We start from the raw sequence: 18,770 nt of genomic DNA on the forward strand, positions 1-18,770 counted from the left end.
GGACAAGGAGAGAATGCGTTTGGCGTGCAGGTCCTCCTCGAAGAGCGACTCCAGGAACTTGTGCACCTGCTGGTCATTGAGGCGTGGCTTGCGCATGACCGCAGAAGTAATAGCGCCCGTCCTACTTCTCGCACCACTCAGCCTACACACCGCTCCCTTGCTCCCCTGCTAAAATGAGGGGATGGCTCAGCCATCGGGGATGAACGGGCCGCCGCGCCCGAGGTGAGGTGAGCCTCAGCCTCAGGAATTGGAGGTGGCACCGCTGCCGCGCCAGGAAGGGTGTAAGACGACTCGTAGGTGGCGAGGTGTCGTAACGAGTTCTTTGACACCTTCCCGGTTGCCGCCGAGCCCCTTCGGCCGAGAGACGGGCGGGCTCCGGGAGAAGGGGATACGCTTTGAAATCCCTTTCGTCACGAACGTCTGGTCTCGTCTCCATTGGGGTATGAGAGGATGCGGAGCTCCTGATGCGCAGGGCCCCGTGCAGTGGGTTCCATCTCGGTACAACATCCGGGCGCATTCTCAGGACGGCCGGCTCGTTCATTGGCTCCAGGAGGGAAGAATGAGCACATCGGGTATGGCGGCACTTTTCGTTGCTTCTTTCGTACTCGTCAGCGCTCCCTCCAGGGGTCAGCCGGATCCCACCCATCAAATGGCGCTCGTCGGGTTGAAGCATGAGGATGCGCTCACTTCGGGGACGATGGAGCTACGGAGTCAGCCAGTATCAGGGAGTGGGGCAACAACGAGCCAATGGTCTTTTCGGCTACGCCCTGCACCGCAGGGGGCATTCACACACATCGATCTGGTACGGGAAGTTCGGGGCTGCACCCCTGAGCCTACGCGAGAGCAGGGCTGCGGGCGCGCGAACATCGACCTATTCGAGAACCTGGTGTGGGTTCGCTATGCCGACCCTCGCAAGGGCGTGGGTATGGCAGTGGAGTTGAAGAACTTTCCAAGTCCGAGCACACTTCGCGCGCTACCGGCAGAACTCGTGCGACTGTCTTCGACACCGACCGGGCGGAATGGCGAGTTCCAAGTCGATGTCGTGCTGGGCCGAGCCCGCCCGGACGTCTTGCGCACGAGTTTTACCGCCCTTTTCGGGGACACCTCCTACGAACTCCAGGTGGAATACGCGCTCAACAGAGGACGAAATGGGCCGACACTGCGAGAAGCAGCGGTGTTGCCCTTGGTCGAGTTACTCGCACGCATCGTCGACAGTGAGGCGGGCCGCTCCCCAGTCACCATCCGGGAGTCAATAGACGTGCCCGTCCATGAAGGTGACGGAAACCCCGGTGGCGTCTGTACTCTCTGCGATTTCTGCTCGGATTTGCCCGGTGGTCACACGCTGGGCGGCTGCCTCGGTGGAGGCGGCCCGGGCGGCGGCAACGGTGGAGGCGGCGGGCAATTAACCTCCGGGAGGCCTACATCACGTCCCGGACCGTCGGGGCCTTGTTCGGTCACGAACGAAGAAGCAACTCAACTGCTCGTGCAAGTCCTGTTCTCGGAGTTCTCGTTCGTCGCCTTCTGCGAATCGTCTCTCTTCTCGGTACCTGCAGCCCCCGTGCAGTTGCTCTTCGAGCGCGACAAAGACATCTTCAGTCGCTTCATGGACACAGCGACCGACGACCCCTCCTACACCTGTGCGGAGTGCCTGTTCCTAAATAACGACAAATTCCGTCTCGGCACCGGAACACGCCCGATGGGCCCAGGGTTGCGGTCGGTGGCAAGCATTCTCAACCCCAAGTGCATCAAGAGCCTGGACACGCTCACCGATCCGTCGAATGCCACCGAGCTGGCCGCTATGAGAGACATCGCAGATAAATACCGGAGGGGGCTTGCCTCCTGTAAGAGCAACTGTGATTCCGGGCCCGCGCCGCACCGAGCATACTGCCGCTGTGGTGCATTCTACCTGGATTACGCGCCACCACCCCACCCTGGAGATGCGGCGTGCGTGCCGTGAACTTTGGAGTCGTCGCGTATAGGCGGGCTAGAGGCCAGGTTGAGGGGGAGGGCTGGAGCGGAGGAACCGAGGAGGGCCGCTGACGGGGGCTGCCCGAGCAGTGCGCCAGGCTGGTGGAGAAGCCGCGCAGCCCCTTGGAGTACACGCCGGCCCTGGCTCGGGATGGAGGACCCCAGAGCGGCGCCCGGGTAGGTATCCGCGAGCAGCAGCGTGCCCGTTCGGGATGGGGCGGGCCTGCCCCGGTACGTGGAGCGGGACTTCACAAGAGCGCGGCGGTGCACGTCAGCGGACGCTCCGCCGACGCGTGACCACCAGCACGGCTACCGCGAGCGCCGACAATCCGAGCCATGCACCCCTCACGATGAGGCGGTACACCCTGCTGCCGGGAAAGTCGTTCTCGTCCGCGATGAGGAGGTTATCCCCTGCGCCTTGTTGCTCATCCCGCTGAGCCAGGAGTACATCAGCTCGGGCGCGGCGGATGCCGCCCATTATCAAACGGCGGGCTTGTTGCTCAAACAGGCCAGGTATCTGTGTTTGACGCCCATGATGTTGTTTTTCCTGGGTCTTGGCGGCGTCATTCTTGCCAGCTTGCTGTGGAAGTCCCGGCTCGTTCCACGGCCCGTTTCCGCGGTCGGTGTCGTTGGGTACGCCATGTTGTTGCCAATGGCCATACTTCCTTTGTTGGGTGTTATCGATACCTCGCCGAGCGGCCGAGGAGCGATTCTCGCCATTCCAATCATGGTTTTCGAGATCATCCTGATGCCGATATGGCTGTTGGCAAAAGGCTTCAACCCATCGGCGCTCGAAGCCAGGCTAGCCACCCACTCCTGAACGCCGTCCGGCACCAGCGTTCAGGGCGACGGCCGAGGGGGCCGCAGCAGGAGGAAGTCGCCTTCCACGATCTCGGCGTCGCCGTGGTCGACGGGCAGCACCGCTTCGGTGTGCACCAGCGGCTGGCGCTCGGCTCCAAGGGCGAGGCCGTCGACATTCTCGTGATGACGGCAACCCCTCCCATTGCAAAAAGCCACACTTCGTGCACCTCCATTGGAAAGGTGGTACCGCGGAACGCGCGAGTTCGTCATGTTCGAGAGCTCCTGGGAGTTGAGTTCCCCACTCAGTGGATCACTCGGGAGTCCGAGGCGAGGCGGGCTTCGCGAGACTTCCTCAAGTCCCGAGTGATGTTGAGACGCTTGAGCCAGCGATCGCGCCCATCATGGCGTGCCTTGAATGGCTTGCGGCCGTGGACCGCCTTGTAGTTGTCGATGAAGCAGAAGTCGCCGGGCTGGAGTACCAGATCCGTGAGCGCCGCATCCACCTGACGAAACAGCTCATCCAGTGCCTGCTGTGCCTCCTCATTGTCCTGAACCGGGTCCGTGAGGTACGGGTCCAAGCGAATATACGGAGAGCTGGTCGCCCCAAAAAGGACGGGAACCTTCCGCGGGCGGCTCACCGTCTCCTCGATCTTCCGGTAGGACACTTCGAGCTGGGCGTCCAATTCGCTGGTTTCCCCCCGGTACTTCACCCGGTGTGACTCGTCAGGACGGATGGTGTAGTGTGGCTCGGAAAGGATTTGAATCTGCTCCGGCGTGAGGCGGATCTTCTCCATCGAAGCGAAGGTGGTGGCGACTGAGTCAGGGTTCTTCAGGCACATCATCCCGAGGTAGTCACCACGGAAAGGATGGAAAGCGTCCTCCGTGTGCCAGAAGAGCCCCTGTTCGCCCCCACTCCCGAGTTGCTCTGTTTCATGTCCTCGAATCGGGAAGATGTCATGGACGATCCGCCCGTCCTGCTGGGTGGCCCATCCAATCGGGTCACCCAGCAGGGCGCCAAAAAGGACGAGGAGCATTTCCTCGGCCACCGAATTGGTGGAAGGGTGCTTCTCCTTCCAATGCCGCGGAGTCTGGCCGATCTTCTCCTCGTTGATTGGATAGCCAGAAATGACGCAAAGCGCGCCCATTGGTTCGGTGAGCCGGAAATCACGCAACACGCCACGAAGCCTGCGCGGAAGCTCGTGCGCGAAGACGTCCGCACTCCGAAGAAACCGCGGATCCTCGGCCGAGTCGTAGCGAGAGGTGAGCTCCCCAAGCAACTCTTGGATGGATTCAATCTCCGAGCGCTCCAATATAGTCTTGTTCATGCCGATCTCCGTTATTGATAGGAACCTCGTTCGGCTGCTACGAACGAGGGTTGAGTGATCGCGCGGGTGAGCCCGCGGCGGTACCAGGTGGTATCCGCCAATCCGGCAGAACGAGAGCGGGCCTGGGTTGCGCGCAAGCCCCCGGTGCACCCGGTTCCTGATGCCTCGGCTCCACGGGAATCTCGATGTACAGCTCACTCAGGCTCTATTCATCGTCTACGACAAAAATGAGCCTCATCGCATCCACCGTTCGCAGTGACCCGATTTCGACCGTTGATGGGGTGGAGTCGTGTGCTGGCCGTTGTGAGCGAGATGACGAGTGCGTTGCTCCAGGAAGCTCGAAGCATCACGAGCGCGCATCCGAGCAGGCAGTCGTCTGCCCTTCTGGAGACCCGGTAGGGACGGCTACTCGTGCGAGCCTTCATTCCGACGGCGAAGAGCTCGACCGCACGCACCAGCCGCAGCCAGAGCAGGTACGTGCGAAACGGCAACCCCGTATGCTCGACGAACAGGTGGCGGGTCCGCCCCGGCGAGCTCCCCCAAGCAGGAGAGGAGGGAGCGAGCGTGGCCCCCCAGGCAACGGTCAGCAAGGAGCCAAAGAAGGAGAGGACACCGCGAGTGGACCAGGCGCAGCAGCTGCGCAGGGGACTGCCCGGCACGCGTGGTGTTGAGCCTCGAGCCGTCACGCTGCCAAAGAAGCCCACGCCCCTGCTGCCTCCCCCTGGGGAGCCACCTGGGCCGGCGTGTGCCTGAAGGGGCTGTACCGCCTCTGCACCGGCACGGCGCACAGCCCGCGTGGCACCCGGCAGCAGCCCTCCTCGACCCCTCGGTTCCAGCCCTCCCCCTCTACAGTTCCCCTATCCCGCCTATACGCACAACGCCTTTGTGGCGCGCACCCATGAGGGCGTCGTCGGAGTCTGCATCGACTTCAATGTGCTGCCTGCCGAGGACGATTCAGCAGAAACGGATTGAACACAGGCCCAAGCGTCAGGAAGTCAATCGCTGGATGCATGAAGCGGCCTGAAAGGAACCCAAGCGACATACGTTCACCTCCGGAACCGTTGGAGTTTTACAGGAGGAAGAATGCGCAACGTGCTGAAGGGACTCGCCATTGCCATGGTCCTGACCAGTCCCGCCCTCGTCCATGCGGAGAAGGTCACCATCACCATCGCGTGTGGCCCCGAGGACGAGGAGGAGCGCAAGCAGTGTAAGAAGGGCGCGGATGACTGGGCGAAGAAGACGGGGAACGAGGTGTATTTCGCGCTCGTGCCCCCGGACCGGAAAAAGCAGTTCAACTCCTTCAAGGAGCAGCTGGAGGCGAAGCGCCCGGATGTCGACGTGTACCGCGTGGACGTGGTGTGGACGGGCCTGTTGGCAGAGCACTTCATCGATCTCAAGCTCTACGTCTCCGAGGAGGTGCTCAAGCAGCACTTCCCCGCCATCGTGCGGAACAACATCGTGGGCGGGAAGCTGGTGGCCATGCCGTGGTTCGCCGACGCGGGCCTTCTCTTCTACCGGGCGGATCTGCTGAAGAAGTACGGGTACGGCCAGGAGCCGCCGCTCACCACCTGGCAGGAGTTGGAGGAGGTAGCCAGGAATATTCAGGAGGCCGAGCGCAAGGCTGGCAACGGCAAAATGTGGGGCTTCGTCTTCCAGGCCAAGGCGGACGAGATACTCACGTGCAATGCGCTGGAGTGGATCGACTCCTTCGGCGGGGAGACCATCGTCGCGGAGGACGGCAAGGTCACCATCAACAACCCGCAGGCGGAGAAGGCGTTGACGATGGCGGCCAGGTGGATCAACGACACCCCGCCCTACTGGCCCATCTCGCCCCGGGCAGTGCTCGAATATGGCGAGAAGGAAGCGCTCGACTTCTTCCTGGAGGGCAACGCGGTGTTCATGCGCAACTGGCCGGAAGCGTGGGCGAAGGCCAAGGGCAGCAAGGCGAAGTGCAGGGAGAAGGGGAAGTGCGAGGTGGCGGTGATGGCGCTGCCCAAGGGCGGCAAGGACGGCAAGACCACCGGCACCCTGGGCGGCTGGCATCTCGCGGTGTCCAAGTACTCCAAGCACCCGGAGATCGCCGCGGACCTGGTGAAGTACCTGACGAGCCCCGAGGAGCAGAGGCGCCGCGCCATCAAGGCGGCCCACAACCCCTCGGTGATGGCGCTCTACAAGGACCAAGAGGTGCTGGAGGCCAACCCGTTCTACATGGGACTGCAGGAGACCTTCACGAACGCGGTGGCGCGGCCCTCGCAGGTCACGGGTCGCCAGTACGACTCGGTGAGCTCCGCGTTCTACAACGCCGTGCACGCCTTCCTGACACCTCGCCTGCCGGGCACGTCAGAGGAGGTCAAGCTGAAGGACCCGAAGAAGACGCTGAAGGACCTGCAGAAGACGCTCGAGGACATGAGCAACGAAGGCAAGTGGTGAGCAGCCCCGGCGGTGCCTCGACGGCCACCGCTGGCAGGCCCGCACCGCCGCCAGCCAGGGTCCTGGCCCTGGTCCGGCAGCGCATGCGCTCGGCATGGCCGTTCCTCCTGCCCACGCTGGTCATGCGGGGCCTCTTGCTGAACCCGCCGATTGCAGACACACCGGCGCGGGCTTGGTCGGGACCTCACCGTTGGAGAATATCTTGTCCTCCCGCACCTGGTCGTTCTGGCGGATTTGCTCCAGGAGAGACCTGGCCCTCTGCCGCAGGTCCCATATCCGTCCCTCGTCGGAGCCGCCCCGCGCCTCCAATCGAGCGGCCTCGCACCGATAGGCCTGCGCGAGGTCCCACCAGAACTCGTCGAAGATCGCATGCTTGAACTTGCTCTGATCTATCTTTTCTATCTTTTCGATCTCTCGGATGGCATCGAGGGGGCGAGCCCGTCCGAGGAAGACCTCCCCCAACGCGGAGATGGCCATCGCCCACTGGGTCTTGTCGCTGCTGCCGCTGCTCAATTCGCTCGCCCTGCGGGCGAACTCCTCCGCCAGCTGGCCCTCCTCCTCACTCGGCCCGAGGGGATCATGGGGAAAGCGGAAGCTCCACTCCCAGAAATTGTACGCATAGCGGAGCATCGCATTGACGTTGGTCGGATCGAGATTGATCGCCTGCTCGTACTCCATGAGCGCCGCACGATAGATGCGGGAAATGCGGGAAACCATTTCGCGACGGCTCTTGTCGTCGTACCAGATACCCTCCCAATCCCAGACGATGTCGCCATACCTATCCGCCCGGAAGACGTGAGCACTGGCATCCTTGCTCAGGAGCATCATCGGAGCCTCTTTGCCGAGCCGGTAGTCCATCCTGGCCGCGCCGCACTGGAACGAGACCTTCCGCAAGGGGTCATTGGAGCGCGCCGCGGCCCCCTTGTAGTACTTCGAGGCCTCTCGGAAGTGCAGAAGCCGGGACCGCTCCGCCCACGGGGGGAACGCCCGTGGCAGCGGCTGCTCGCCGTCTGTCAGGGGACACTCCTGGCGCACCCCGTCAAAGCCCTTCGTGAATTGGGGCCGCTCGAAGAGCATCCCGAGCGTGCCCTGCACGTGAGCCGCGCTCTCCCGGATGTCCGAGACGATATGCCAGGTGGTGGGCAGATTCCCGTACACCCTCTCCGCGCGCTTGCAATAAAAATAGGCCCCAAGGCGCTTCTGGGAGGCCAGGTCCGCATGGCTTTCCGCGTTGGCCGCATTGAACCCCAACAGGCAGAGCCCATAGTAGGCCTGGGTCTTCTCCAGTTGATGGCCCGGGAACTGGATGACCCGTTGCCAGAGGACGCGTGCCTCGCTCTGCCTCGCATCCGTCTTCCCCGATATCATCATCGGCTCCGGCGTCGGCGGGGAGGCGACCGTCGTCCGTTGCAGGAAGCCCGTCGGGCCGGAGTGGAAGGACATGGAGGCCAGGGCCACCAGACCGGGGAGGAACTGGGGGTTGAGCGTGATGCTGGTGCGGAAGGCATTGGTGGCCTGGTCCGTCTGACCATCCGTCTGCAATGCAATCCCCAGGCTGTAGTATGCCAGGGTAAACCTGGGGTTCACCCGGATTGCCTCGCGAAACCGCTCGATGGCTAGGCCCAGAGAGTCGTAGTCCGACGTACGCACGAACGACTCCCAGCTCTCCACCCCCTGGTGGAAGGACTCGAAAGCCTCCCGGGAGCGGGCGATAGCCTCTCGGGAGCGGGTGATGCCGGTATCCTTCAACCGGGGGTCCTTGCTGATGATCTCGAAGGCCAGGTCCCGGGTGAGGCGCGAGACGGCGTCAGCGAGCTTCGGCTCGGCCGACAGCTGGTTCTTGTCCAGCTCGACCCGCCAGGACTCTCCGTTGCTGCTCCTGGCAAGCAGGATGTAACGGGTCTGCTCTTCATAGAGGGTGCCCCGAATGACGTTCACGCCCAGCAGCGCGCGCACCGGAGCCTGGATGGGCGCGGCCAGCATGCGGAAGGGAACCTTGATGCCTCCACTGAGCTCCAGGACCAGGTTCTGGGTGGCGGCGGCCGAGGTCCCGGACGTGTCCGACGCATAGCCGAACTGCTTCATCTGATGGGTGTCCCCAGGCTGCTGGAGCATGACCTCCGGCTGGAGCACCCACTTGAGGTCTCCGAGGGCACTCATGAGGCTCTCGGCGAGGGTCTGGCCAAGCGCCTGCTCCTGCGCCTGCTCCTGGGGTGCGGAGAGCCCCGTGACCATGAGGGGCTCGATGACCGTCTTGCCCGCGTTGGGCACCTCGTTGGCGGCGATCAGGAGGACCAGGGTCAGGGGGAGCGTCGCCAGCAGGAGCCGGAGGGGCTTGCGAGCACTCAGCCAATCGTATCCGCGTTTCAGGTGCTCGCCGGCCCGGGTGAGCCACCTGGGCCGGGTCACGCGCCCCTCCGGGCCGGGTTCCGGCGAGCCCTTCATGGCGGACGAGCGCCAATGGCGGAAGAGCTGGAACAGTGGCCCCTCCAGGAGCGTCTCCGCCAGCACGAAGGCGATGAGGAGCACCCCGGCCAGGGAGAAGAGCATCCCGAACTCCGAGGAGAAGAGCAGCATGGCGATGAGCCACGGCAGGGCGAGCAGCGCGCCCATGACGATGCGCCGGCACGGCAGCGACAGCCCGGGCAGTTCGACGCCCCTGAGCCGGCGGGCGGCGGCGACCACCGCGAGGGTGAGCATGCCCGCGAGCGCCGCCCAGAAGGGCCATGGATGAGCACCAGCTCCATGCAGGGAGAGATGCGGGGAGAGCGCGACGAGCCCCACTCCAATAAGCCCCATGCCAATGGTCCACGAGATCGCCACCAGCGCCTCGTGGCGCCCCTTGCGGAGCCACGCCCACCGGCGCTGGAGCTCCCGCAGGAGAAGAGAACTCCAGAGGCCCAGGCCGAGGGGAACGGCCAGCATGAAGCAGAGGCGCCAGACCAGATGCCACAGATAGGCAGATGTCGACTCCGTGAACTCCGCCCGGCCGAAGCTGAGGAGGGCCAGCACGGAGATGAAGGCCGCCGCCAACCCGGCGAGACTCTCGAGGGAGCGCACCCGAAGCAGGTCGAGCACGCACCCGGCAAGACAGAGGCACAACCAGAGGAGCAGGGGCGGCGACCAGAGGTCGTAGGAATAGATGGGTGGCAGTTCCGGCTCGTTCAGGCCGCGGAGCGGGTAGATTTGGATGGCCGCCAGCACCGCGACGAGCACGCCAGGGCCAAGCCGCCATGCCAGGGACTTGAGCAGACCCTCGCGAGAGCCGCCATGACACGAGTTCCAGGCCAGTCCGGCTCCAATGGAGATTCCCCCGAGGAACAGGTACATCCCGATCCGGGTGAGTGTCCTTCCCTGCACCAGCATCACACCGAAGCCGGAGCTGACCACCAGCCGCCCCTGGATGAAGAAGTGGGCCCAGAGCAGCACCCACCCCGCGATGACGAGCAGGAGCAGCCCCCAGGCCCGCTCATGGGAATCCCGTCTCGGCCGGCGGAGGAACCAGAGGCCCTCGAATGCCAGCAGAGCCGCAGTCAGCGCGACGGCGATGGCGCTCTGTCCCATAAGCGAACCCTTCTGCGGGTATACATGCAGTATGCCTGGACGCATTCCGCCCCGTGGCCTCACAGGAAGGAATGCCGGAGCCGGGAGACGGCGGAGGAGCCCAGCGCCAAGATGTCGCACTCGGTTCGTTTGTTACCGGTGCGCTACGTCCGAATCGAAGATCACAGTCTCCTGGCCAACCTCCACTTCGCCGTACCTGAGATCACCGGCGCGTTCGTAGACGTGCAGGACGGCACCGGTGGAAGCCAGCTGTGTGTCGACAAGCCGGAAGGCCCCAGGGGTCGTGCCTTCGCCGAACAGGCGCTTGCCGGTGCTCCCCCAAGCAGGAGAGGAGGGAGCGAGGGTGGCAGCCCAGGCAGAGGTCAGCAAGGAGCCAAAGAAGGAGAGGACACCGCGAGTGGACTGTGCGCAGCAGCTGCGCAGGGGACTGCCCAGCACGCGTGGTGTTGAGCCTCGAGCCGTCACGCCGCCAAAGACACCCACGCCCCTGCTGCCTCCCCCTGGGGGGCCACCTGGGCCGGCGTGTGCCTGAAGGGACTGTAGCGCCTCTGCACCGGCACGGCGCACAGCCCGCGTGGCACCCGGCAGCAGCCCTCCTCGACCCCTTGGCTCCAGCCCTCTCCCTCAACAGCAGCTGGCAGGAGCCGCTGCCCGCGTACTGCAACTGAACGCCGCTGGTCTGGACGCCGATCGCGGAGCGCGGCACAGCCGCTCCACCTCGCCTTGTGTGGGCGGCGGCAACGGTTCAAAGAGCACGCTGCCCTCTCCCTGCACGAAACGTCCGTCCCGTGGGTCCCCGAAGTCGTGGAGCACCTCGCCGGACAACATAATGTGAGCACACCTCACATTCATGTGATACAACCTCACATTCATGCGTGTCGCCACACGCTTGTCCGGAGGGGTGCCGTGAAGAAGACGCTGATGCTGATGCTGGCCGTGTCCTGGATGTGCGCATGCGCGCAGGTCGCGAGGCCAGCGGGACAGTGGGCCGTTGGTTCGCGCACCTGGGTGGCGGCGCACGAGCCCGAGGTGCTCGACGTGCTCGCCGACGCTCCCGGCACCGTGCGGAAGCTGCCGGTGAAGGCGTATTTCCCCGTCGACGGGAAGGCGGGAGAGCTGTCGGACAACACCACCTACACGCCCGCGGGCAACCCGGTGCTGGTCTTCGTGCATGGCACGGGCAGCGAGCTCGACGCCCATTCCTACCTCGCCGAGGAGCTGGCGAGCCGCGGATGGGTGGTGTTGACCGCGGCGCACCCGGGCCTCGCGCGCACCGCCGACTACCCGAAGGACCCGAGCAGAGGGCCGTCGAAGAAGCTGCAGGAGCTCCTCGCGAAGAGCGCCTTCGGAGACCCCTTCGTCCGCGACGCGGTCGAGCTGCTCGAGAGCGACGTGCGGCTCATGGTCAGGTCCGCGGCGGCCGAGCTGCCGGGACTCTCCCTCGACCGGATCTCCTATGGCGGACACTCCATGGGAGCCGTCGTCACCATGGGCCTCTGCCGGGAGCCCGAGTCGAACTGCGCTGCCTTCGTGAACCTCGACGGCCCGCCGCTGGCCGACCTGGCCGACGCGGGTGAGGGCTCCTCACGCATCGAGCCCAGGCCGGTAACGAAGCCGATGCTGATCGTCACCTCCGAGCTGATGACCACCGGGGAGAAGACGAAGGACCTGTGGGCATCGATCGACGCGCAGGCGCGGCTCGGTGACGCGCCCATGCTCTCGGCTCGGCTGTTGAAGGCCGGCCACCTGGATCTCTCCGATGCGCCGATGGACATGGGCCATGTGCTCATCGGCCTGCTGTTCGGAGAGGGAGCGGCGGGCAGCATCGATCCCGTGCGCGCCGTCGACTCCACCAAGGCCGTGGTGGCCCGCTTCCTCGAGCGGTACGGCCACTGCGATGCGCGGGCCGACGTGCTCCAGGAGGTCCGCGCGTGGCCCGAGCTCGAGGTGCGTGACGCCCGGCGGCTCGACGAACCCCCCACCTGTCCCTGAGCGGCTCGCCGGGCTCAGGGGCGGCGCGGCCCGGGCGCCAGCGTGGCTTCGAGCCCCTGGCCGAGAACCCCCGTCACCTCGAAGGCGAGGCGCTCGGCCGTTGCTCCGTCGACCTCGCCCAACAGGCCATCGACGAGCATCCGCGCCAACCCGAAGACGAGCGCCTGAGCCGCCAGATGCGCGGCGCTGCGAGCCGTCACCTCGGCGCTCACGGACGCCGCGGAGCCGCCGAACGCGGCCTCCATCGCCTTGCGAGCCCCCGTGTTGAGGCTGGCCACCAACTCGGACTCCTGGAGGGTCTCGGCGCGCGTCAGGATCCGGAAGTAACCCGGCTCCTCGACGGCGAAGCGCACGTAGGCCATGGCTCCCCGGCGTTGGGCCTCCCCGGGATCGGTCTCACCCGCGGTCGCGGCCTGCATGCGCGCGATCAGCCGGCGGGCGCCCTCTTCCGCCACGGCGACGAGCAGGGCCTGGCGTGAGGGGAAATGGCGGAAGGGCGCCGTGCCCGAAACGCCAGTCTTGCGCGCCAGTGTCGACAGCAGGACCGCGTCGACTCCTTCACGAGCCGCGAGCTCGACCGCTGCCTCCATCAGCGCGGTGCGGAGGTCTCCGTGGTGGTACTGGGAGCGGGATTTGCGCTTCGCCATCGTCGGTGGGCGACCCTAGCACTTCTGGAGGCAGGATCTGCCCAGGGGCACCGGGGCCAGCTTCGCAGGCCGCGTCGGCGCCCGGGTGAATGTGCTCGTCAGTCAGGCCGGCTGCCAGCGGGTGGCCCGTGGCAGCCGGCCAGTAGTAGACGAGCAGTCGCGGCCAGCGGGCCGTGGTGTTGGTGTACTCGCGCGAGTCGTACACCGAGCGGCTTCCCGGGGAGTCGAGCTTGAAGGAGATGACCCCCTCCGAGGCCAGCGCCTGCTGCGCGGGCGCCACCAGCTTCGGGCTCGCGTTGACGCCCACCTGCGTCGTGTACTGGTCCGCTCCTCCCTGCGAAGCCGGGGGGACTCAGCCCACGCGCTGTCCCCCTCCGGGGACGAGGTTCAGCCCCCGGCCGGGCAGCCGCACGTTGAGCCTGTCCCTCTGGCGCAGCCGGGCCGCGTCCACCAGCATCCGCCCCGCCCAGCGGTACACGTTGAACTCGGCCACGAAGGCGCGCAGCGAGCGCATGCGCGCGGCCTGCTCCTCCCGGGGCATCTCCACCGCGGCGAGGATGGCGGCGCTCGCTTCCTCCAGGTCATACGGATTGACGATGAGCGCCTCGGTGAGCTCGCGCGCCGCCCCGGTGAAGTGGCTGAGCACGAGCACGCCCTGCTCGTCCTCGCGCGCGGCGATGAACTCCTTGGCCACCAGGTTCATCCCGTCGTGCAGCGAGGACACGTAGCAGAAGTCCGCCGCGCGGTAGTAGCGGAACACCGAGAGCGGCTCGTGGTGGGCGCGCAGCAGGATGATGGGGCGGTAGTTGCCAGTGCCGAAGCGCTGGTTGATGCGCTCGGTGAGCGCCTCCACGCTGGCGTTGAGCTGGCGGTAGCGCTCGATGACGGTGCGGCTGGGCGCGGCGAGCTGCACGAAGGTGAGCCGGCCGCGCAGGTGGGGGGCGCGCTCCAGCGTGCGCTCCACCGCGAGCAGCCGCTCTTCAATGCCCTTGGTGTAGTCCAGCCGGTCCACGCCCACGCCGAGCAGCGTGTCCGGAGGCAGTCCGAGCTCGGCCAGTACGGAGGCGCGGCACTCGCGCACGGGGGGCGTGGCCTGGGCCCACTGGCTCGGCCACTCGATGGAGATGGGGTAGGGGCGCACGAGGCTCTGCCGCTTGCGGTGCACCACGGCGTTCTGCTCCCGGTCCAGCCGCGCCTCCAGGAAGCGGTCCACCGCGTCCAGGAAGTTGTTGCAGTGCGCCTGGGTGTGGAAGCCCAGGATGCTCGCGCCGAGCATTCCCTCCAGCAGCTCCACGCGCCAGGGGCAGATGCCGAAGCGCTCCGAGTTGGGCCAGGGGATGTGCCAGAAGGTGATGATGGTGGCGCGGGGCAGCCGCTCGCGAATCATCCGGGGCGCGAGCGCGAAGTGGTAGTCCTGCACGAGGATGACGGGGTCCTCTCCCTCCACCTCCTCGCAGACGGCGTCGGCGAAGCGGCGGTTGACCTCGCGGTAGTGCCGCCAGTCCTCGGCGCGGAAGAGGGGGCGCGTATCGGCGATGTGGCACAGCGGCCAGAGGCCCTCGTTGGCGAAGCCGTAGTAGTAGCCCTGCTCCTCCTCCTTCGACAGCCACACGCGCCGAAGCGTGTAGGACTGCTCGCCCGGAGGCACGCGCACGCGGCCGTGCGCATCCGCCGTCTCGTGGTCCGCGCTGCCGCTGCCATGCGCCACCCACACGCCGGAGCACGCGCGCATCACCGGCTCGAGCGCGGTGACGAGCCCGCTGGCCGGGTGCGACACCTGGATGCTGCCGTCCGGGGCGCGCTGGTGGATGTAGGGCTCGCGGTTGGCCACGATGATGACGCGCTCGCCACTCAAGTGCCGCGTCAGCGTGCTCTTGAGCCGGTTGGCCGTCCACGTGCCGCCCTCGCCCTCCTGCTCCTTCTCCTGGTGCAGCCGCTCCACCAGCTCGCGCACGTCCGCGAGGATGGGCTGGAACTCGCGCGCGGAGCCCTGCTGGCCCTCTCCCTGTAGCAGCCGCCGCAGTTGCTCGCTCCACCCGCGCCAGGAGATGCGCGCCGCGATGAGCGTCACCACCGGGGCCGCGATGGCCAGGATGGCGAAGGCCGCGAGCAGGAAGGCCTGCGTCGTCCCCTCTCGCCGCTCCACCCAGCTCAGGTCGTGCACGAGAATGACGTAGCCCCGCACGCGCGAGCCCTCCAGCAGTGGCACCACGTTGGTCTGCACCTCGCCGCCCTTGAGCCGGGTGCGCACGGCGAAGGGGGTGGGCTCCCCGGAGTCCCTACGCTCCGGCCCCGCCAGGGAGCTCCGGTCGCCACACCCGAGCGTCCCCGGATACTCGGGCGTGCTGGCCAGGCGGTGCGGGCTCGCGTCACAGATGGCGGCGGCCATGATGCGCTCGTCCCGGGTCAGCTCCCCCAGCAGCCGCGCGAGGCCCTCCCCATCCCCCAGGGCCATGCGCTCGAGCAACGAGTCGCGGGCGCCACTCACCGCCAGTTCCGCCCTCAACCGCATGTCCTTTTCGAACCAGGCCCGGGTGGTACTGCCCACCGCGAACAGCGCCACCCCGGTGAGGACGGCGAGACCCACCACCAGTGCGATGATGAACCGTACGGAGCGTGTCATTCCAGGGCCTCCTTGGCAGATGATAAGTACCCACTTAACATGTGCCGCACCGCGGGGATACCCCTGGGGCTCCAACGACAGTGCAATGCGTCAGTTGTCCGACGGGCAGCTGGAGGAGTGGTGATGAGCGTCCAAGAGAACAGTGCTCCCTTGATGGTGCCCGCGGGGCAACCGCGCGCCCATGAAACACTGCTGGAGCGGTACCTGAACCTGCTCCGGGACGACCCGCACATTCTCGCGGCCACGGCCCAGCCCAGCCGGGAGCACACGTTGCAGTGGGCGGCCGATGAGCTGCGGCTCACAGCGTCCACGCTGCGCGGCGCCACGCGGGAGGACGCCGAGTACGAACTGGAGCGCGTGCTTCACGAGGTCCGAGAGCGGTTGGGCCTGGCTTGGGGGCGCTGACGCAGGCCTCCAGAGGCAAGGGCCCTCAGCTCCGGACGGGCACCTGGTAGCGCTCCGAGGGATTGTGCTCGCGCGTGGTGGACAACGATGACGTGCTGCACCGCCTCACCGTGCCGGTGCTCGTGTCCCACGGGCTGGAGGACCGGGTGGTGCTCCCCGAGTCCAGGTGTCGCTCTATCCGGGCATCGGCCACTCGGCCCTTCTGGGCGGATGCGCGACCTCGGTGAACTGCAAGTGGGACCTATTCGTCCCGCAGGGCCGAGGTGAGGTCTGCCCAGAGCTCCTCGACGTTCTCGATTCCGACGCTCAATCTGAGGAGAGAGGGGGGCAAGTGCTCCTGGCCGGGGATGCCTGCACGGCGCTCAATCGTCGACTCGACGGCCCCCAGGCTGGTGGCGTGTTGAATGAGCCTGACCCGCGAACACACCGCGTCGGCCGCCGCGGCGTCGCCGCGAACGTCGAACGAGATGATGGTGCCGAAGCCTTTCAGCTGAGCGCGCGCGATCGAGTGTGTCGGGTGGCTGCTCAGTCCCGGGTACCGGGTATGGGCGACACGAGGATGTGCCTGCAGGCGCTCCGCGAGGACCATGGCGTTGGCCTGGGCTCGCTCGAGCCTGAGCGCCATCGTGCGTGCGCCACGCACCGCGAGGTATGACTCGAGTGCGCCGGGCGTGGCTCCGTTCAACTCACGCGAGCGCCGCAGGGCCGCGCGGAGGTCGTCGCGCCTCACGGTGACCACCCCGGAGAGGAGATCTGAGTGCCCCCCGATGAACTTGGTGGCCGACTGGAAGGAGACGTCAGCGCCCAGGTCGAGCGGCCGCTGATTCAGGGAGGTCGCGAACGTATTGTCGACTGCCACGAGGGCAGTTGGCTTTCGGGCGGCCGAACAGATGGCGCGCACGTCGGCCACGGCCAGCAACGGATTCGACGGAGACTCCAGCCAGATGAGGTCTGCGTCCGCGCAGGCCCGTTTCCATCCCTCCGTATCGTCGACCGCCAGTCTGCGGAGACTCCAGAGGCCCTTTTGCCTCCCGGACTCAGCGAGCCCGACCACGCCCTGATAGCAATCGTCCGGGATGACGACCTGCGACCCGACGCGCAGTTGGTCGAAGATCGCGGCGACGCCGGCCATGCCCGAGGCGAACGCGACGGCATGACCTCCTTCCAAGAGCCCGACTATCTCCTCGAGCGCCTCCCACGTGGGCGTGCCGTCGTCTCGTGCGTAGGCGCGTTCGGTACCGAGGACGAAATTCGAGGCTGGAACGGGTGGCCGGTTCAGCGGCGCCCCAGGGCGTCGGTCGCGTCCTGCCGCGACGAGCAGTGACTCGGCTGATGAGATCCCCGCGAGATGTAGGTCCGTGCTCATGCTCACGAAGGTATACTGCGGTCGTCAGGAGATGCAGTAGCCCCCGTTTCGGAAGGATGGCGACGGGCGGAGGTGGGTCTGACATTTCGGACGGGCAAGACCAGCTCCATCCTTCCGCTCGTCCACGCGTGCTCTCCCTGGCCTCCCTGTCTGCCCCAAGGCCTGGCGAGCTTCTTCGCATGGAGCCTTGTGAATCGCCTTACATCCATCTGGTCAAGCGGCTCACAGCGTCCTCGCAACGCATTGGGCAGAGTGGCCTCACCTCCACACGGTAGCGGTTCCGCCCCTTGAAGGACTCTCGCGGCGGCGGCCGGGTGCGCACGGGTTCCCCCTGGGGCGTGGGGGGGTCAGCGGGCCGGCCAGAAGGTGGTGGCGCGCGCCGTGTCGGAGCGGAACGCGAGCTTGTTCGCGCGCAGGTCATAGAGCCGCGGGTGCGTGCCCACGCGCTCGGCCGAGACGAGGAGGAACGGACCCCGCGTGCTCACGGAGACCAGATCCGAGTCCCGGAAGCCCACGTCCTTCAAGGGCTGCAGCTGTCCCCCGGTCTCGACGACGATGTGCCCCGTGGTGTATGCGCCCTCGCCGGTGACCTGCCAGACGTAGAAGGAGCCGGCCGGCGTGGTGCCGTGGGCCCAGCTCCCGTACGTCTCCACTCCTTCCGCCTTGACCTTCTCCACCAACGGAGCGGGGACGAGGGGAAGGAGCTTCGCGAGCTGCGCCTCGGTCGGCTCGGGACCCTCCTCATCCAGCTGCGAGCGCAGCATGTCGGTGGAGCGGGGGCCCTGCCCGGAGGCTGCATCCAACGCGCTGACGCCGAGCGACAGGTCCGCTCCCTGGCTGGTGCCCTTCACCTCCACTCGCTTCCACTGGCCGTCCTTGTCGAGCCGGTAGGCGTAGGCGATCGCCGGAAGGCCCTCGAGGTCCGAATCGAAGGTGATGGCCTGTCCATCCACGGTGATGGGGCCCTGAGCCTGCTGCTGCTCCTCGGACAACGAGCCCAGGGAGAGCGCCAGGAGGTCCGCGCCCTTGTAGCCGAGCTCCTGCAGCTCTCCTTCCACGGAGGGCACGGGCACCGTGCGCACCTCGCCCGAGGCCACCGTGACCTCGTACATCCGCTGGGGCGCGCCCGGCGTGGGCTTCTCGTCGGGATAGCCCTGGGGCGAGGCGTCCGGCGAGGAGTAGCCGGAGGACTGCACCGAGCGCGGGTCGAACCAGACGAGCGCCTTGTCCAGGTTCGTGCTCCAGGCCATGCGGGCGCCCTTGCAATCACCGTCGAAGGAGGCCACGACCGCTCGCTTCTGGGCGACCGGATCCTCACGCAGCCACTGGCACTTGCCGTTCTGGGCATCGAGGAGGGACAGGGTGGAGTCCGTCCGCGGCACCTCGGCGAGCGGGTCCTTCTTCACGGCGGCGGGAGCCGTGGCGGCCGGTGCGGCCTCGCTGGTCTTGGACGGGGTGGGGCCCGGGGGCTGCTCCTTCTTGCAACCGGTGGCGGCGGTGGCGAGCGCGGCGAGCAGCATCAGACGAGACTTCATGAGTAGGGTGCTCCGGTGATGGGAACGGCCGCCGTCATACTGGATCTTCCAACGTGAGTGCCAGCGGCCTACATCCCTATCGGGGGGCGACTTGCCAATACCCTTCGTTCATCG

General features: G+C 66.5%; 12 protein-coding genes. 5 read left to right on the top strand and 7 right to left on the bottom strand.

Features of this window, described 5'->3' with window-relative positions; all coding sequences use genetic code 11:
• Positions 1–1,483: 1,483 nt before the first annotated feature.
• Both NR810_RS43760 and NR810_RS43765 read left to right on the top strand, forming a co-directional pair.
• Positions 1,484–1,957 (top strand): hypothetical protein, encoded by a 474-nt coding sequence (locus NR810_RS43760; RefSeq protein WP_257461453.1) that lies wholly within the window; start codon positions 1,484–1,486, stop codon positions 1,955–1,957.
• Positions 1,958–2,386: 429 nt separating this feature from the next.
• Positions 2,387–2,788: a DUF4386 domain-containing protein gene (locus tag NR810_RS43765; RefSeq protein WP_257461454.1), complete on the top strand. Its 402-nt coding sequence runs from the start codon at positions 2,387–2,389 to the stop codon at positions 2,786–2,788.
• A 20-nt stretch (positions 2,789–2,808) separates the two neighbouring features.
• On the opposite strand, the gene NR810_RS43770 is transcribed toward NR810_RS43765, so the two are convergent.
• Positions 2,809–3,039 carry a hypothetical protein gene (locus NR810_RS43770; RefSeq protein ID WP_257461455.1) on the bottom strand — a complete coding sequence of 77 codons (231 nt, stop codon included), beginning with the start codon at positions 3,037–3,039 and terminating at the stop codon, positions 2,809–2,811.
• Between the two features lie 32 nt (positions 3,040–3,071).
• Positions 3,072–4,094, bottom strand: coding sequence for a guanitoxin biosynthesis L-enduracididine beta-hydroxylase GntD (gene gntD / locus NR810_RS43775; RefSeq protein WP_257461456.1), 1,023 nt, complete (start codon positions 4,092–4,094; stop codon positions 3,072–3,074).
• Between the two features lie 1,083 nt (positions 4,095–5,177).
• Here gntD and NR810_RS43780 point away from each other — a divergent pair.
• Positions 5,178–6,524: an ABC transporter substrate-binding protein gene (locus NR810_RS43780; protein ID WP_257461457.1), complete on the top strand. Its 1,347-nt coding sequence runs from the start codon at positions 5,178–5,180 to the stop codon at positions 6,522–6,524.
• Positions 6,525–6,644: 120 nt separating this feature from the next.
• Here NR810_RS43780 and NR810_RS43785 read toward each other — a convergent pair whose 3' ends face one another.
• The gene (locus NR810_RS43785) at positions 6,645–10,088 is read right to left on the bottom strand and encodes a tetratricopeptide repeat protein (RefSeq protein ID WP_257461458.1); all 3,444 of its coding nucleotides are present in this window, start codon (positions 10,086–10,088) and stop codon (positions 6,645–6,647) included.
• Between the two features lie 906 nt (positions 10,089–10,994).
• Here NR810_RS43785 and NR810_RS43790 point away from each other — a divergent pair.
• Positions 10,995–12,080, top strand: a complete 1,086-nt coding sequence (locus NR810_RS43790) for a serine aminopeptidase domain-containing protein (RefSeq protein ID WP_257461459.1) — start codon at positions 10,995–10,997, stop codon at positions 12,078–12,080.
• Between the two features lie 14 nt (positions 12,081–12,094).
• Here NR810_RS43790 and NR810_RS43795 read toward each other — a convergent pair whose 3' ends face one another.
• Both NR810_RS43795 and NR810_RS43800 read right to left on the bottom strand, forming a co-directional pair.
• Positions 12,095–12,727, bottom strand: coding sequence for a TetR/AcrR family transcriptional regulator (locus NR810_RS43795; protein WP_257461462.1), 633 nt, complete (start codon positions 12,725–12,727; stop codon positions 12,095–12,097).
• 352 nt (positions 12,728–13,079) lie between these two features.
• Positions 13,080–15,350 carry an alpha,alpha-trehalose-phosphate synthase (UDP-forming) gene (locus tag NR810_RS43800; protein WP_257461463.1) on the bottom strand — a complete coding sequence of 757 codons (2,271 nt, stop codon included), beginning with the start codon at positions 15,348–15,350 and terminating at the stop codon, positions 13,080–13,082.
• A 123-nt stretch (positions 15,351–15,473) separates the two neighbouring features.
• Here NR810_RS43800 and NR810_RS43805 point away from each other — a divergent pair, with 123 nt between their 5' ends.
• Complete coding sequence (locus tag NR810_RS43805) at positions 15,474–15,755, top strand: hypothetical protein (protein WP_257461465.1); 282 nt, start codon at positions 15,474–15,476, stop codon at positions 15,753–15,755.
• Between the two features lie 241 nt (positions 15,756–15,996).
• On the opposite strand, the gene NR810_RS43810 is transcribed toward NR810_RS43805, so the two are convergent.
• Together NR810_RS43810 and NR810_RS43815 are read right to left on the bottom strand one after the other, a co-directional pair.
• Positions 15,997–17,121 (bottom strand): trans-sulfuration enzyme family protein, encoded by a 1,125-nt coding sequence (locus NR810_RS43810; RefSeq protein WP_257461573.1) that lies wholly within the window; start codon positions 17,119–17,121, stop codon positions 15,997–15,999.
• 347 nt (positions 17,122–17,468) lie between these two features.
• The gene (locus NR810_RS43815; protein WP_257461466.1) at positions 17,469–18,656 is read right to left on the bottom strand and encodes a hypothetical protein; all 1,188 of its coding nucleotides are present in this window, start codon (positions 18,654–18,656) and stop codon (positions 17,469–17,471) included.
• Positions 18,657–18,770: the final 114 nt, after the last annotated feature.

The organism is Archangium lipolyticum (assembly GCF_024623785.1).
Lineage (GTDB): Bacteria > Myxococcota > Myxococcia > Myxococcales > Myxococcaceae > Archangium > Archangium lipolyticum.